Consider the following 15,380-nt stretch of genomic DNA (forward strand, 5'->3'; position numbering starts at 1 on the left):
AACATAAGGAATCTCTTAATATTTTCCCTTCTTTCTTTAGTTGCAGAGAAAAAACGAATCTGAAACTCTATCCTCTATGGGACAAGGTCATAATCATTCTAAACAAGACCACCACTCACACAATCATAGCCACCACCATACCTCATCTTCGACAAAAAATTTGGCATGGGCGTTTTTACTTAACTTAAGTTTTTCACTGTTAGAGTTAATCGGTGGTATATTTTCCAATAGCATTGCCATTATTTCGGACGCTTTTCATGACTTTGGTGATGCCTTATCTCTCGCCCTTGTCTGGTATTTACAAAAAATCTCAACAAAACCGAAAGACAATTATTTTGACTACGGTTATAAGCGATTTTCTATACTTGGAGCACTGATCATTTCATTCATTTTATCAGTTGGTTCCATCTTTATGATCATTGAATCTATCAAAAGATTCATAACTCCAGAAGAAACCAAAGCTAATGTTATGTTTGCACTCGCGATCATTGGAGTCATTGTCAACGGGGCAGCGATGGTACGACTCAACCATGGCAAATCATTAACTGAAAAGGCAGTTTTTCTTCATTTTTTAGAAGATATACTCGGATGGATTGCGGTCCTTATCGGTAGCGTCGTCATGATGTACTTCGAGGTTCCTTGGTTTGATCCATTACTTTCACTTGCGATTGCATTATGGATTTTATGGAACGCTTATGGGAATATCAAACAAGTGATGATCGTGATGTTACAGGCAGTTCCTGAATCGGTTGATCGGCATGAGCTAGTTGAACATTGGGAAAAAATAAAGGGAATTCAGTCAGTCCATGATATCAAAATTTGGAGTTTAGACGGGAACCACCATGTTGCTTCCTTACATGTACTGATAGAGAAAACAGTTAAACTGAATGAATTTCAAACGATTAAAGAAAAAATTAGACAAGTTGCATTGGAATTCGAAATCATTCATACTACCATCGAATTAGAAACTGACGCCGAACAATGCAAACTTCATTCAGACTGAGTTCATTGGTTTGAATTTATCTAAAGTTTGGATTCGTTTGATCCAATCTAAGATTTTTGGATACACCGATAAATTAAATCCACCTTCATGGGCTACATGTGTATAAGCAAATAATGATATGTCTGCGGTCGTAATAGAATCGCCAACCAAAAATTTTTTGTTTGTTAGTTGGGTTTCCATAACTCGTAAAGCTTTATGACCACCTTCTTGTTTGGATTCGTATTCAGCACGTCTCTCGTCAGGAACCCCAAATAATGGCTGATATATCTCGCGACTGCAATGTAAGGTTCATGACTATATTGTTCAAAAAACTGCCATTGTAAGACCTTAGCTCTTTCAAAGTTATCTTTGGGAAGCAGATGACTTCCTTCCGCTAAAAAATTCAAAATGGCATTGGACTCCGATAGAATCCTTCCATCATCCAAAATTAGAATGGGAATTTTCCCATTAGGATTCATTTTCAGAAATGAATCTGTTTTGGTTTCTCCTTTTTTTATATCGATATCTTGCCATTCATATGGAATCTCTAGAAAGGAAGTTACGAGTAAAAGTTTATAACTATTTCCTGATTGTCTATCACCGTAAATTTTCATTTTCCTTCCTGTAAAGATCTGGTAAAAAACTTTCGAACTGACCCACCTCTTCAATGTTATGTTTTATCCAAAAGAAACCATGTTGTTTATCAAAAAACAAAAACTCAAAGATTGGTCTTAACAACTTAAAACTAAGTCCCTTCCATCCAACAATCAAACAATTTTCATAAAGAGTTCCCTCTGCACCTTCCTTGAAACTATATTCCATTCTTGCAATCGGTAAAAAACCATACAACTTTGGATTATGAATGAATCCTTCCTCATCTAATTTTTCGATGGGACTAACCACATTCACTAAATAGTCCTTTTTTCTTCCTAAATATTCTACAATTCTTAAAACTGCTCCGGGTCCTACACTACCATCTGGTTTTCTTTTTTCATAACTAACATGGACATGATCTTCTGGATGCCATACATGATACCTATTGTAAATCTTTCCTTCATATTCAATTTCACCTTCCAAATGTTGGAACCACCAAGCCAACATTTTTGGGTGCACACCCTTGATCGTATCATGCCGAATCCAATATTTGACCCTTCCGTCTGTAAGCACCTCTCTTCCTGATTTTGCGGATTCCACTAACTTCCTGTTCCACTGAATTTCTAATTTTGGCAGTAACCCCAATTGAACCTTTTTCATTCCAGCCTCCATGGTATAGTAAACGCTATACCTTTGTAATTTCATTGTAAAGTAAATACTATACAAAAAATCAATCGAAAAATTTTGCTCTCTTGGAAAAATGTTACCAAACGGAGATTAACAAACGTATGAAACTGACCCTCAAGTTACTACAAAACGAATTTAGTGCTTATCAAAATCCGGAATCGGAAAAGGAAAAGGACATCGTTGAAGCAGCTGAAGATGTTTTTGCTGAGTTAGGATTTGCCGGTGCTACAACTGCAGAACTTGCAAAAAGGGCAGGTGTAACAGAACGTACGCTCTTTAAATATTTTCCCTCGAAGATTGATTTATACAGACGAGTTCTTTCAGGTTTACTTCTCTCGACAATTGTGCCCGGTCATATGTCTGACCTCAAAGAAAGACTACAAACTTTGAAACCGAATTTCAGAGAATGGTATATCTCCATTTTAAAGGCAAGATACACCGCCGTAGCAAAAGAACCAAAAAAATTGAAACTTCTTCTAGGTGCCCTCCTCTTCTCAAAAGAATTCTCTGAAATTTTTGGAAATCTTTGGAAAATAAATTTGTATGATACTTCTGTAGAAGCCATCCGGTATTTTCAAGGAATGGGTGAAATCAGAAAGGATTTGGATCCCAATCAAATTGTAAGGGCATCTTTTAGTTTGGCTGCTAGTTTTTTAATCACGAAATTTGTATTAGCACCAAAGTATCCAATAGACCCAAATCAAGAAATGGAGGCCCTTTTTTTTATTTTCTATCAAGGAATCAAAAGCGAAACGTAAAGGTGGCGAAACTTTCGTCGGTCATATAAATTTCAAATTTCGAATTGGTTTAAATTTATTTATCTAATTGTTTTTTCTTTCCTTGGAAGCAATAAAACGACTTTTCCTTTTGTTAATAAATTGTTTGCTTCCTCTTCCACTCCGTCACCACTCCCTAAGAAATAATCCAACCTACCAACACCGGTAATGGCATTTCCTCTATCATGTACAAACACCAAACGGTTATTCACCGTTTCTTTATTTGTTTGAAATGAAAGAAGGACAGGAAGTCCCAATGGAATTCGTATATCCATCGCTACCGATCGGTTAGCAATCAATCGAATACCTCCACTTCCCTTCGGCCCTAATTGATGTTCATTCATTTCTGCACCTAAGATTGGTTCTTTATGAAAGAATATATATCTTGGATTTTTTAAAATTGCTTCTGTAACTTCCTTAGGATTGGATTGAATACAATTTGATAAGTGAAACGGTTTAAGGCTTGGACAAATTCCATACAAATGAACAGAAGGACTAATATAATTTTGTCCATTGTCTTCAGCATAATTAATCCGAAATCTCTCTCCGTTTTCCATTTCAACAATTGCCGAACCTTCCAACTGCGCTAAATGTAAGTCTGTTAATCGTAAAAAAACAATTGGTTTAGAATATTTTTCCCAATTGGATTTTTGATTCCATTTTTCTCGATGAAAGAGTTTGGGATTTTCAAGAAACCTTGGATTTGAGATTGGAGGAGTTAATGCAGGATATTGGAAATCTCCTTCTTGTTTGTTTTTTCCACGAATTCGTACTTCATAATATCCGGTAATCATTGGAGAATCGGCGGACGGTCTTAGCTCAATCATTCGAAATTGTTTTTCGATTTCACTTTTTATCTGATCAACAGGGGTATTGTGGATGATCGACTGAAGATTTGCAAACAATTGAAGGATTTCTCCATTTGTGAATTCTTCTTCCCCAAAACGAACTTTGTTATCTTTAGGTTTCCTCTCAAAATATTGGATGGATTCCTTGAAAGCAAACTCTAGATTTGGATCTTTTCTGTGGTCCAAATTTTTGAAGGAACTAGAAGTTTGAGAATTATGAGAAACTAAGGATAGATCTGTTCGTTTCTGACTCTTGGGGTAATTCCGATTCTGGTTTGGCTCGGCAAATAAAGTTACAGTCGAAAGTGAACCGATCAAAAGGGAAACCGAGGTAATTTTGTTCATTAGGCGAAAAGGAAAGTCACTTTCTTTTTTCAGTTGGTTACCAATGCACATAGGGTATTGTTTCGTTTGGGGACAAGATTTTGAATACTTTTAAATGAATGGGAACAAAGACCGAGGAATTCATGAAAGAGAGTTTGCGATTTTCCTTGGGTAGTGATGCGAAAAGGTTACTCGGTTTCGAAAGAAAGGCACGAGGCAAGGATACTTAAGTTATTTAGAAAGCAACGCAACGTAGTGACCCACTTTCAAAAGAAAACCATGCAAAAAAGTAAGTCCCTCACCTGAAACCGAATGTTTTTGCCTTATGTCTCATAAGAAAGACGCTGTCCAATCATTTTTCCCAATTCCCCTTGACTTCCATGAGGGTACCAAAAACCTTTCAAAAGACCTCATATTTTTGCGATCATATATAGATTAATTAGGTGTTTCATGAAACGTACATTCCAACCGAGTAAGATTAAACGCGTGAGAACTCACGGATTCCGAGCCAGAATGGCTACCCCAGGCGGAAGAAATGTGATAGCCTCCAGAAGAAGAAAAGGGCGCTATAAATTGACTGTTTCCGACGAAAAAATCGGGAGAAAGTTCTAATTTAGGAGCTTCCTTCGGAGACCCTTCACGACCAAACCAGGATCCAGGAACTCTTTCGTCAGAATCGAAAAATGGGCAGGCCACCAATGCGATGGCTTGTCCGAAAAAACGGCCTTCCGTTTGCCAGTTTTTTATTTTGCCCCGATAAAACTCACAAAACAGCCGTTGAACGCAACCGTTCTAAACGAATTCTCCGAGAACTGGTTAGGAAATATATTTCTTTGTTACCTGTTGGATACGATTGTGCCCTACTCGTTCAGAAAGATTTTGCGAAGTTATCCAAGGAAGACCGAGAGGTTTTGTTCCTTTCGGTTCTAAAACAATTCCCATGAATCGGCTGTTTTTGGTTCTTATTTACCTCTACAAAAAACTGCTGTCCCCTCTATTGCCTCCGGCTTGCCGGTTTACCCCCAGTTGTTCTGAATACGCCAAACAAGCGTTTGAAACCTATCCATGGTATAAAGCACTTGTTTTAAGTGTTGTTCGAATTTCCAAATGCCATCCTTATCACGAGGGTGGGCATGACCCTTTACCGAAATCCTTTAACAAGAGTTAACTTATGCAAAATGATTCCACCAACAGACAAGGTCGTTTATTCCTCGCGCTATTCCTCAGTTTAGCAGTATGGATGGGGATTAACTATTTCTTCTTTCCACCACAACCACCGAAACCTAAAACCACTGATGAAGTTTCCAACAAAGAAGGCTCAGAAAAAGAGAAACCTAGCGGAAATGCAACGGATTCAAAATCAGAACTAAAAAAACCAACAACAGAAACAACTAAGTTAAATCCAGTAAAACCAGAAGATGTAAAAACTTTTTCGTTGAAGACAGATTCTTTCTTAGTTCATTTTTCTAGCTTAGGCGGAAGAATCACAGAATATTACATAAAAGACCATAAAGAACCAGATGGTTCTGAATTTGCGATTGCAAAAGATCCTAAATTTGAAATTGAATTTGATGGAAAAAAAGAAAAAGCTGTAGAACTCACGAGAGGACAAGGTTTTGACTTCAATATCATTGAAGACAAAGATACCATTCCTTTTTCAGCTTACAACTTAGTAAACTTTAGCTCCAGCTATAACGCCGAAACAAAAACCGTGATCTTCGAAGCACCTTCGTTAGATGGGAAATTTACCATCCAAAAGAGATTTCAATTTTTCCCTTCTGAAAATTATTTTAAGTTTCATTTAACACTCAAAAACAGATCCACCGAAACCATCAACATTTCCCCTTCAAAATCTGATATTTACTTTAGATCCTTTAGTTCTCTTGGACCAGTACTTAAGAAAAAAGAAGATTTTAATGACCGCGACAATGCTCACTATTTCCGTTATTACTACTTAGATGGAAGTTTTAAAGACCACGTAGATGGAACCAGCACACAAGGATTTTTTGATAACCTATTTGGTTCAAATGATGGAAAAGATACTCGTTACGAAATCAAAAAAGGTTCTAACGAAAAGGTAGACTTTGTAGGAACTGGAAGCCGTTACTTCATTGGAGTTATCGATCCATTGGATGACAAACCAGCAGGTGTCCTTCTTGATAACCGTAAAGGAAACGAAACTGGAGTTCTCTTAGTTTATGATAATTGGAAACTCGGGCCTGGTGAAGAAGTAAACTTGGATTATGCGGCTTATGTTGGCGTAAGAGAACTTGATGGAACCGCTTTCCGTGACAGCAAACTTGATCCAAAAATCAACAAAGACTCCGTGTTTGCAGGGCTTAGTGATTCCCTTGACAAATCCTTTAACCAAGGGATTACAACCCCTCTTCGCAATGGAATTGTTTGGATCCTAAAAAAGATTTATTTGGTCATTCCAAACTATGGTTGGGCAATTGTCATTTTTGCTATCCTCTTTAAATTAGCATTCTATCCACTCAACAAAAAACAAGCGGAATCGATGAAGAAGATGCAGGAGTTATCTCCACAAATCAAACTCATCAATGAAAAGTATGCCGATGATCCAAAACTCAAACAAGAAAAAACGGTAGAGTTATACAAAAAGAATGGAACCAACCCAATGGCGGGTTGCCTTCCCATGCTCATCCAAATTCCTATCTTTATTGCGTTGTATACTGCTTTTTCCGATACTGTGGATCTTTGGAATTCCCCATTTTTATGGATCAAAGATTTAAGTGAACCTGATACTGTTTACACAACTCCAAAGTTAGCATTCATTGGTGCACTTGCGATCAATATCCTTCCACTCATCATGGTTGCAACGCAAGTGGTTCAGTCTCGAATGACAACGGTTTCCTCAGATCCTAACCAAAAGATGATGATGTACATGATGCCTGTGATCATGTTATATTTCTTTTGGTCAATGCCTGCTGGTGTAACAATGTATTGGACCATGCAAAACATTCTGTCCATCGCTCAACAAGTATATACAAACAAATTTGGTAAATCAGAAGATAAAAAACCAACAAATAATGGGCCAGAACCAGCAAACAAAGCTTCTGCGGTTGCAAGACCTGGATTTAGAAACCAAAACAAAAAGAAAAAATGAAATCATTGTTTAACAAGGAAGATCACAGATGAATAATTACATTTTCGAAGCCGAAGGAAAAACGAAAAGTGAGGCAGAAGAATATTCGCTCGAAACACTTCGCCTCCAACCAGGCGATTTACGATTCGAAGTAGTTGATTCCGGAAAATCCGGATTTTTAGGAATCACACAAAAAAAACCAGCCGTTGTACGTGCATTTGTTGCAAACAACGACATCCCATCCGAAAAAATCATTCATGGAGTGATCATAACCATTTTGAAAAAAATGGGAATTCCTGCTGAAGTAGTAGGAATGGGTGATGTAGATGGAAAAATCTATGTCGAACTAACAAGTAAAGAATCTGGACTCATTATTGGGAAAAGAGGAGGCACTTTAGATTCACTTCAATTCCTTCTCAACTTAATGGTAGATCCAAAAATTCGTCATAACCGAAAAATAGTTTTGGATATTGAATCGTATCGCGACAAACGCGAGTTATCTCTCATTCGTTTGGCAAAATCAGTAGCAGCCTCTGTGATCAAATCAGGAAGGTCTAAACTACTTGATCCAATGAATCCGTTTGAACGAAGAATTGTTCACATGGCAATCCAAGAAGACGAAAGAGTATTCACAAGATCAGAAGGAAATGGAACTTTCAAAAGGGTTCGTGTCATCTCTGCAAAAGAAAAACATAAATACAAAGATTTGGAAGATCCTTCTAAAAAAGGCCTTCCCGTAGAAGACTTTGCAGACGGAGTAGACCAAGAAGATCTTGATTGATACCATTGCGGCATTGTCCACAGCCTCTGGACCCGGAGCGATTGGCATCCTTCGGGTATCGGGCTCTGCCGTATTGCCCATTGCCCTCTCCGTTCTAGAAAAAAACGGATCTCCTCTTACAGAAGAATACATTATCAACCAAAAACGGACTGCTGTTTTTTGTGACTTCGTAGATGCAAATCACCCGTTAGACCAAATTGTATTCTTTTATTTTCCATCACCTAACTCATACACAGGTGAAGACTTAGCAGAATTCCACTTACATGGAAACCCGATCCTCCTCAAACGTGGGTTACAAATTCTATTTGAGAAGGGAGCCAGACCTGCACAGAAAGGTGAGTTTACCAAAAGAGCTTACTTAAACGGAAAAATTAATTTATCCGGTGCCGAGGCCATCGGGCGACTGATTGAAGCACGCTCTCGGTATGAATTAGAATTAGCTCAAAAAAACGTATTTGGCGAAATTACAAAATTAAGTTCGAAAATTAGAAGCGATCTTATTTCATTAAAAGCAGAATGCGAAGCTGAGATTGATTTTTCTACTGAAGACCTTACCTTTGAGAGTTTGGAAGAAAGAAAAAATCGAATGATTTCTCTAAAAAACCTTTGTTCTAAATTAATTAAAGATTCTGAACGTGCAGAAACATTGATTTTACAATCCACTGTTGTTTTATTTGGAGAGCCAAACACAGGTAAGTCGAGCCTAATGAACTTACTAATTGGAAAAGACCGTTCAATTATTTCTGACATTCCAGGTACAACCAGAGATTATATAGCTGAAGAATTGAGTTTGGATGGAATTCCGATTCGGTTGGTGGATACTGCCGGAATTCGAGAAACATCCGATAACATAGAACAAATGGGGATTGAGAGAAGCAAACGAGAAGCTGATAGTGCTAACGTAAAACTTCTTTTGATAGATGCTTCTTTGCCATTCGACAAAAGTTCATTTTTAACAAAACATAAAGAAAGACTTCATGGTTCCATTCTTGTTGCCAATAAAATCGACGAAAAACATAAAGATTGGAACCGAGACCAATTAGAAGAATTGCGAAATGAATTCGAGTTGGACATTACAGAAATCTCTTGTAAAACAAAAATTGGAATTTCTCAGTTATTGGAACTTTTAAAAACAAAACTCACCTCTAACGACAATTCAGAAGATGTGGTTTTACTAGAAGACAGACAAAGATTTCATATTCAGAAAATTGAATCTAATTTATCGGAAGCGATTCGTTTGATGGAAGATAACGCACCAGCTGAAATTTATATCCAGGAAATCAATTCCTCGCTCAAAGAAATTGGTGAAGTCAACGGACATGTGGAAAATGAAGAAATTCTTGGTAGAATATTTAGTAAATTTTGTGTGGGTAAATAATTCACAAAAAACTCAAAATTTGCGATTGTCTAATCTTCCAAATAGTATCTAATAAGTCCACATTCCATACGAGGTAAAAAATGAAAAAAATTCTTGTGATTCTCTCTATTTTCTCTTTCAGCACTTTCGGTGTTTTTGCTCAAACAGAAGCAGACGAAGAGCCTACCATGCAAGCTGACGAAGCTTCCGAAACCGTTAAACCTAAAAAAGAAAAAATGAATAACAAAGACGGTGAGAAAAAAGAGAAAAAGAACAATAAAAATGGCGAGAAAAAGGCTAAAAAAGCAAAGAAAGCCAAAAAAGAGAAAAAAGCTAAGAAAGACGCTGAGTAATCTAATCTTTCTCAATGCAAAAAACCCCTGGAGACAGGGGTTTTTTTATATCTAAAAACCCAAATGAAACCTATTAAACAAATCTTCACCTATATTTCGTTAATCTTAATACTTATCCTTGTTAGTTTCTGCACTAATTCCAGTGAAAAAGTTCCTGAAAGTTCAAATCCAGTTCCCAAACGTTTCCAATTTAAACTCAAATCAATTCCCAAAGAACTAAAAGAAGAAAGGATTTCTTACACTCTCAAATTCTATCTATGCCCCGATATTAAAGCTAAAGAGTGTTATATACCAATATCTATAAAAACACACAAAGGTGGAAAACCACTTCAATCATCCACAGACCAAATGACTTTTTTAGAAGTGGTTCCAAACCAGTGGACACATCTTTCGATTTACCTTGACGGAATCGAAAAAGTTCATGGAAAATATTCACCAGGTCATAATCCATTTTGGATTCAAAATACAGATTCGTTTTCTAAAAACCCCAACGTAACTCATGAGTTTACTTTTGTAAGCCAAGAGAACTTAATTCCCAATCGTAAACAAGAAGAGTTGGCACATAAATTTGCACCTATCCTAGTCTTTCACAAGGATAAAAAATACCTTCCAACCAATATCGAAAAGTATGCAAACTTTTTTCAGTCCAAAGAATATAATCTTCCGAATAAAGACATTCGTCGCAAGTCTCTAGGCCAAACCACATGGAACTATGTGGAATTTCCTGATCTAAGGGAAACAGAAAAACAAACACATCTGTATTATCATGTCCGGTATGCCAATGCAACTGTCTCGGGTACACAAAAAGAAGCTCTCCCTGGATTTAGAGACAATGGAAACTATTGGTATGAAGTAGGGAAAGGAGATATGGTTGTCTCTTATTGGATTTGGTATGATTGGAATGAAGGACCAACCAAGTTCGGGAATATTCACCAAGGGGATTTAGAATCTTATGCACTCCTTGTTACAAAAGAAGGAAAACCAAAACGAATCTTACTCACTGGTCATGACCATATCCTTCTCGATACCGATTTTCGAAATATCAATTCATTAAAAAACCACCCCATTCTTTATGTAGCAAAGGGCAATATGGGATCAGATGGAGGAAACCCAACATCAGCTTATGGTGGTTATACGGTTAAACTTCATGCGGGAAATGCACTCTTTAATTATATTTCTGATCCTTGGGATGTGTTTCCAAGTTTTGATCCAGAAAACTCCATTCTCATCATACCCAAAGATTTGTCTGAAAAAGACTTAACGAATGTCAAAATTGGTTCAGGGATCAAGGATAAACCAATCCCAAAAAGTGATGATTCCGAATCCAACCTATCCGAGCCAACTCGTTACGTCGATGCCAGTAAGATGGTTAAACAAAAAATCGAAAGATTAGTCGCATGGGAAGAACCTGGTTGGGCGGGCCAAAAAGCAGACAAAGATCCTGACGGCCACCATCAAGTAGACCCTAAATTAATTTCTTTCTTCAAATTCCAAGGAAGGCTTGGAAAACATCCCAGATCCGATTTAAGGATTAGAGAGTTACACCAATACGGCGAATCTCCCGAGAACGCTCCTTTCAAAACTAATATAGAACAACACTATACCTTTGAAAGTCCCAAATCAGAGAGATCATATACTGACAGGGAAGGAAACTATGGTCCTAAATTTTTAGGGGATGATTCCACTCCACAAAAATAACAAAATTTGATCTTATCAAAAATATAAAATCAGTTCGACTTCAGATCAGGTCAACTAACTTTGCTTTGGTCAACTCTTCTGGTTTAAATGGTTTTTCTTTTCGAATGTAATCGATCATTTCCTCCTGGCGTACATACCCGGTACCGAGGATTGCTTTTTGAATCACAAAATCTTTCCAGGTTTTGAATGAATGACCAAACTTTTCACGGTCAAGTAACCTCGTGATCGATTCCTCATTTTCCCCCCAAACAAACGGATTAGCACCAACATGTAGAAGATCGGCTAAACATTCTACCGCATCAGCGGAAGCGGATAAAAATAATGGAGTGTTCCCCAATTCGTCTCTAATTTCTAAGGAAATAATTCCTTCTTCTAACAGATAAGAACATATCTCATGTAAATTCCGCTCAGAAGCTAAATGTAGTGCAGTTTTTCCTTCTCGGTCTTTGTGATGGATCACATCAGGAAACATTGACAGAAGTTTGGTGACGATCTCCATTCGGTCTTCGATGGTTGCTTCTAAAAAAACAGAACGCCCTTCTTCATTTCGTAATGAAACGATATCTTCTGTTAACAAACCAACTATAACTTCCCAAAGAGGTTCTGCTGATTCAAGAATTGCTAAATGAAAGATGGTATTTCCATTTTTATCCCTTGTGAGAAGGCGGTTAGAATTTTTCCAAACGGAGACTGTCTCTACCAAGATTTGTAGAAAGGATTCTTTATTTTGGCTCATCACATCAAAGATAACATTGCCTGGAATGCGATAAGGGGAGGAAGGATCGGCCCCTCTTTGGATGGCATGGCGAAAGAGCTCTGCACTCTCCATCTTTACCATCCAGGAGAGGGCATTGGTTCCATAAGAATCTAATTCATTTGGATCAGCTCCGGCATTGATCTCTGCATCCCACTCTTCGATACTGCCTGATTTGGCTACGTCTATCAAACTCATTTAGGTTATGATACACGTGTCCTCACAGAAGTCGATTTTTTAACCGGAGATTTTTTAGGATTAGAACCAAGGATTTTATCAAATCCCTTTTTGATTTCAAAAGATAAAAATTGGATCGCTGTTTTATCCTTGGGAGGAACAAAACTCATGGCTCGTTCCGAGAGAGCTGTGATCGTCAAACTGGGATTCACACCTAAGTTTACAGTAAGCATGGAAGCATCACAAACACGAAGGTTCTCATACCCAAATACTTTGTTTTCCATATCGATCACACCACGTTCAGGTGAATCAGCAACAATACAACCACCCATAATATGACCAGTTACAGGTGCATTGAGGAGAGTATCATTAAAAGAACTGCGCGGAATCCCACCAACAATTTCAGCTAGTTTCCGAGCAAATGCATTGGCAATTGGAATGTAAGTGGGTGTTGGTTCCCCTGTGGAAAGAGCCGAAGTGATAGTCCTTTGGAAAGGCCAAATGAATCGTCTTTTTCGTACAAGTCGTACGCTATTATCCACCGTTTGCATGACAAGTAAGATGATAGAGTTTTTTGCAAATCCAATGGGATTATGAGATTTCAAAAAATAGAGGGGATGACGAAGCATCGTCCAAAAAAATTTGAGAGGTCTTGGGAAAATCCCCCCTCCATCTATCATCACACTCGCAAGGACTCCAAAAACATCAGATCCTTTAGAATAGCGAACCGGTTCAATATGAGTATTTTCATCTGGGTGGACAGAGGAGGTAATTGCAATCCCACGAGAATAATCAACACCTTTACTCGCAGGAACTGTCACAGGTAATACTGTTTCACTATTCGTACGAACCGTATCACCTAACTTTTCTGATAAACGAATCATTTTGTTTTCAAATTGCATTTTGAGTAGAAGGCCTACAGTGCCCATCACTCCAGCTGAAAGAACTACTTGTTTCGAACGAAATTTTCTTTTGGGATAACCAAACCAACTTGTTGTGCTATTGGATTCTAATTCATACCCAAACTCACCACTAGCTTCTGGATCAGGAATTCCTTTTTCATTGAGAGGAACAAGAGAAGTGACTTTGGTTTCTGGAAGGATAACAGCTCCCAACTTTTCTGCTAAATACAAATAATTTTTATCGAGAGTGTTTTTTGCGTTATGACGACAACCCACCATACAGCCACCGCAAAAATTACAAGGGTCTCGATCCGGACCATCTCCCCCAAAAAAAGGATCCTTCGGATCTTTTTTATTTCCAAAATAAATTCCAACAGGGGTTCTTCTGAATGTCTCCTCTTTACCAAAGCTTTTGGCAGTTTCTAATAAAATTTGATCAGGCTCCCAGAGTTGTGGATTCTCTGTAACACCAAGCATATGTTTAGCAACATCATAATATGGTAATAAACTTTTTTCTCCTCCCATTTTGGAATACAAAGGAGAATTTAATACTTTAGAAGAAGGAACATATAATGTACAAGCATAAACCAAAGATCCGCCACCAACACCGGCCCCACTCACGAGTAAAAAATCATTTAGCAAATTGATCCGTTGGATTCCATAAAAACCTAACTTTGGCATCCATAAATACTTACGAACACTCCAATTGGTTTTTGGAAAGTCCGTTGATTTCCATCTTTTTCCTGATTCAATCACTAAAACTTTATAACCTTTTTGAGATAACCGGTAAGCAGAAACAGATCCTCCAAAACCAGACCCTACAATAATAAAGTCATAATCATAATTTTGTTCTTTTGGAATGGATTGACTCATGGTTCGTTTTTCCTTGTTTGTGGTGCGTGAGCGAAACCGAGTCTGCAATGGAATTCGATTCCTGTCAATTCGCTCTTATCGAATCTAACAAAAACTTCTCGCCTAAAGTTATAAATCCTTTTAAATCGGTTCATGCCCGAGATTAAAAAACAAATTCCTCTACTTAAAAACGACGGAACCCTAACTGAAGAAGGTTGGGCCAGGTCACCTTTTTGGACTTACAACAGAGAAAATATCGCTGCATCTGCATTCAAAATTAAAGAATGGGATTATTATTCCATCCTTTCCCCTACAAAAGATTTTGGAATCACTATCACGGCATCTGATTTAGGTTATGCGGGATTATTTGCCATTTGTTTTTTGGATTTCAAACGAGGAACTTTCAAACAAATTGATACACTTTCCGTTTTGCCTTTAGGAAAAACAGGATTCCCAAGAGTGAATGGCAGTGGTGTCGTTCAGTTTGAAGATAAAAAACTAAAAATCCGATTTGAAGTCATAAACGGAAAACGAATTTTAGAATTTGAATCAAAATCATTTGAAGCCCCCGATGGAGGCAAAGGGATCCAAGGAAAAATCGAACTTACTGAGCCAAAAATGGATTCAATGAATATCGCAACCTCTTGGAAAGAAAACAGAAAAGCATTCTATTATAATACAAAAATCAATTGTATGCCAGCCGCAGGTCAGGTTCAGGTGGGAAATACAATCTATCATTACGATTCCAAAAAAGACTTTGGTGCCTTAGATTGGGGACGTGGTGTATGGACTTATAAAAATAGATGGTATTGGAGTTCGGTCTCATCATGGATCGATGGAAAACCATTTGGCCTCAATTTAGGGTATGGATTTACAGATAGAACCCCAGCTTCTGAAAATGTTATTTTTTATGATGGAAAAATTCACAAACTTGATGAAGTAAAGTTTATCATCGACACTAAAAACTATTTGGCTCCTTGGAAATTCACTTCGAATAACAATCGTTTAGATTTGGACTTTACACCTATTGTGGATAGGAATTCCTATATGAATTTTTTAGTTATCAAAACAATACAACACCAAGTGTTTGGTTTGTTTAATGGAACGGTTGTTTTGGATGATGGAAAAAAACTAAAACTTCAGAACATCCTCGGTTTCGCCGAAGACGTTCTGAATCATTACTAAAACG

At 37.6% G+C, this 15,380-nt stretch carries 16 protein-coding genes and 1 pseudogene; 11 read left to right on the plus strand and 6 right to left on the minus strand.

The genetic code is table 11. From position 1 onward, the window contains the following. Positions 1-76 precede the first annotated feature (76 nt). A complete protein-coding gene (locus tag CLV96_RS09505; RefSeq protein ID WP_004786807.1) occupies positions 77-1,003 on the plus strand; it encodes a cation diffusion facilitator family transporter in 927 nt (308 codons plus the stop codon). Here the strand turns inward: CLV96_RS09505 and CLV96_RS20005 are convergent. The 3 genes from CLV96_RS20005 to CLV96_RS09515 are packed head-to-tail and all read right to left on the minus strand — an operon-like array spanning position 995 to position 2,236. Then, entirely contained in the window at positions 995-1,270 is a 276-nt protein-coding gene (locus CLV96_RS20005) for a glutathione binding-like protein (protein WP_243836503.1), read from the minus strand. The two genes, CLV96_RS09505 and CLV96_RS20005, sit on opposite strands and share 9 nt — an antisense overlap. Next, on the minus strand, positions 1,168-1,596 hold the full coding sequence (locus CLV96_RS09510) for a glutathione S-transferase family protein (RefSeq protein WP_004786425.1): 429 nt from the start codon (positions 1,594-1,596) through the stop codon (positions 1,168-1,170). Before CLV96_RS09510 ends, CLV96_RS20005 begins: the two co-directional genes overlap by 103 nt. Then, positions 1,580-2,236 (minus strand): DAPG hydrolase family protein, encoded by a 657-nt coding sequence (locus CLV96_RS09515; RefSeq protein ID WP_004785315.1) that lies wholly within the window; start codon positions 2,234-2,236, stop codon positions 1,580-1,582. Before CLV96_RS09515 ends, CLV96_RS09510 begins: the two co-directional genes overlap by 17 nt. 128 nt (positions 2,237-2,364) lie before the next feature. Between CLV96_RS09515 and CLV96_RS09520 the strand changes: the two genes are divergently transcribed. Continuing rightward, positions 2,365-3,021 (plus strand): TetR/AcrR family transcriptional regulator, encoded by a 657-nt coding sequence (locus tag CLV96_RS09520; RefSeq protein ID WP_004785160.1) that lies wholly within the window; start codon positions 2,365-2,367, stop codon positions 3,019-3,021. 59 nt (positions 3,022-3,080) lie between these two features. Here the strand turns inward: CLV96_RS09520 and CLV96_RS09525 are convergent, their stop codons facing one another. Further along, complete coding sequence (locus tag CLV96_RS09525) at positions 3,081-4,232, minus strand: MltA domain-containing protein (RefSeq protein WP_243836451.1); 1,152 nt, start codon at positions 4,230-4,232, stop codon at positions 3,081-3,083. A 429-nt stretch (positions 4,233-4,661) separates the two neighbouring features. Here CLV96_RS09525 and rpmH point away from each other — a divergent pair, with 429 nt between their 5' ends. The 8 genes and pseudogenes from rpmH (at position 4,662) to CLV96_RS09565 (ending at position 11,506) form a co-directional block, all read left to right on the plus strand. Continuing rightward, complete coding sequence (rpmH, locus tag CLV96_RS09530) at positions 4,662-4,823, plus strand: 50S ribosomal protein L34 (RefSeq protein WP_004785725.1); 162 nt, start codon at positions 4,662-4,664, stop codon at positions 4,821-4,823. 26 nt (positions 4,824-4,849) lie between these two features. Next, positions 4,850-5,155 (plus strand): annotated as a pseudogene (rnpA, locus tag CLV96_RS09535) (ribonuclease P protein component); the annotation flags it as partial. Next, positions 5,152-5,379, plus strand: a complete 228-nt coding sequence (gene yidD, locus CLV96_RS09540) for a membrane protein insertion efficiency factor YidD (protein WP_020776531.1) — start codon at positions 5,152-5,154, stop codon at positions 5,377-5,379. The pseudogene rnpA and the gene yidD, both read left to right, overlap by 4 nt. A 3-nt stretch (positions 5,380-5,382) precedes the next feature. Next, the gene (yidC, locus tag CLV96_RS09545) at positions 5,383-7,338 is read left to right on the plus strand and encodes a membrane protein insertase YidC (RefSeq protein WP_040917243.1); all 1,956 of its coding nucleotides are present in this window, start codon (positions 5,383-5,385) and stop codon (positions 7,336-7,338) included. Positions 7,339-7,366: 28 nt separating this feature from the next. Continuing rightward, positions 7,367-8,098 carry an RNA-binding cell elongation regulator Jag/EloR gene (jag, locus tag CLV96_RS09550; protein WP_004784914.1) on the plus strand — a complete coding sequence of 244 codons (732 nt, stop codon included), beginning with the start codon at positions 7,367-7,369 and terminating at the stop codon, positions 8,096-8,098. After that, positions 8,091-9,476 carry a tRNA uridine-5-carboxymethylaminomethyl(34) synthesis GTPase MnmE gene (mnmE, locus tag CLV96_RS09555; protein WP_004787656.1) on the plus strand — a complete coding sequence of 462 codons (1,386 nt, stop codon included), beginning with the start codon at positions 8,091-8,093 and terminating at the stop codon, positions 9,474-9,476. Before jag ends, mnmE begins: the two co-directional genes overlap by 8 nt. Before the next feature lie 80 nt (positions 9,477-9,556). Next, positions 9,557-9,808, plus strand: a complete 252-nt coding sequence (locus CLV96_RS09560; RefSeq protein WP_004786845.1) for a hypothetical protein — start codon at positions 9,557-9,559, stop codon at positions 9,806-9,808. 63 nt (positions 9,809-9,871) lie between these two features. After that, positions 9,872-11,506 (plus strand): hypothetical protein, encoded by a 1,635-nt coding sequence (locus CLV96_RS09565; RefSeq protein ID WP_004785385.1) that lies wholly within the window; start codon positions 9,872-9,874, stop codon positions 11,504-11,506. Between the two features lie 40 nt (positions 11,507-11,546). Here CLV96_RS09565 and CLV96_RS09570 read toward each other — a convergent pair whose 3' ends face one another. After that, positions 11,547-12,458: an ankyrin repeat domain-containing protein gene (locus tag CLV96_RS09570; protein WP_004786703.1), complete on the minus strand. Its 912-nt coding sequence runs from the start codon at positions 12,456-12,458 to the stop codon at positions 11,547-11,549. Between the two features lie 5 nt (positions 12,459-12,463). Further along, complete coding sequence (locus tag CLV96_RS09575; RefSeq protein WP_004787092.1) at positions 12,464-14,212, minus strand: GMC oxidoreductase; 1,749 nt, start codon at positions 14,210-14,212, stop codon at positions 12,464-12,466. 132 nt (positions 14,213-14,344) lie between these two features. Between CLV96_RS09575 and CLV96_RS09580 the strand changes: the two genes are divergently transcribed. Beyond that, positions 14,345-15,376: a DUF2804 domain-containing protein gene (locus tag CLV96_RS09580; protein WP_004784073.1), complete on the plus strand. Its 1,032-nt coding sequence runs from the start codon at positions 14,345-14,347 to the stop codon at positions 15,374-15,376. Positions 15,377-15,380 lie beyond the last annotated feature (4 nt).

The sequence above is a fragment of the Leptospira meyeri genome, from assembly GCF_004368965.1.
Lineage (GTDB): Bacteria > Spirochaetota > Leptospiria > Leptospirales > Leptospiraceae > Leptospira_A > Leptospira_A meyeri.

Bases quoted from the DNA above. Each gene is read 5' to 3' on its own strand.
- CLV96_RS09505 (WP_004786807.1), top strand. From the start codon at position 77: ATGGGACAAGGTCATAATCATTCTAAACAAGACCACCACTCACACAAT.
- CLV96_RS09510 (WP_004786425.1), bottom strand. From the start codon at position 1,596: ATGAAAATTTACGGTGATAGACAATCAGGAAATAGTTATAAACTTTTA.
- CLV96_RS09515 (WP_004785315.1), bottom strand. From the start codon at position 2,236: ATGAAAAAGGTTCAATTGGGGTTACTGCCAAAATTAGAAATTCAGTGG.
- CLV96_RS09520 (WP_004785160.1), top strand. From the start codon at position 2,365: ATGAAACTGACCCTCAAGTTACTACAAAACGAATTTAGTGCTTATCAA.
- CLV96_RS09525 (WP_243836451.1), bottom strand. From the start codon at position 4,232: ATGAACAAAATTACCTCGGTTTCCCTTTTGATCGGTTCACTTTCGACT.
- rpmH (WP_004785725.1), top strand. From the start codon at position 4,662: ATGAAACGTACATTCCAACCGAGTAAGATTAAACGCGTGAGAACTCAC.
- yidD (WP_020776531.1), top strand. From the start codon at position 5,152: ATGAATCGGCTGTTTTTGGTTCTTATTTACCTCTACAAAAAACTGCTG.
- yidC (WP_040917243.1), top strand. From the start codon at position 5,383: ATGCAAAATGATTCCACCAACAGACAAGGTCGTTTATTCCTCGCGCTA.
- jag (WP_004784914.1), top strand. From the start codon at position 7,367: ATGAATAATTACATTTTCGAAGCCGAAGGAAAAACGAAAAGTGAGGCA.
- CLV96_RS09560 (WP_004786845.1), top strand. From the start codon at position 9,557: ATGAAAAAAATTCTTGTGATTCTCTCTATTTTCTCTTTCAGCACTTTC.
- CLV96_RS09565 (WP_004785385.1), top strand. From the start codon at position 9,872: ATGAAACCTATTAAACAAATCTTCACCTATATTTCGTTAATCTTAATA.
- CLV96_RS09570 (WP_004786703.1), bottom strand. From the start codon at position 12,458: ATGAGTTTGATAGACGTAGCCAAATCAGGCAGTATCGAAGAGTGGGAT.
- CLV96_RS09575 (WP_004787092.1), bottom strand. From the start codon at position 14,212: ATGAGTCAATCCATTCCAAAAGAACAAAATTATGATTATGACTTTATT.
- CLV96_RS09580 (WP_004784073.1), top strand. From the start codon at position 14,345: ATGCCCGAGATTAAAAAACAAATTCCTCTACTTAAAAACGACGGAACC.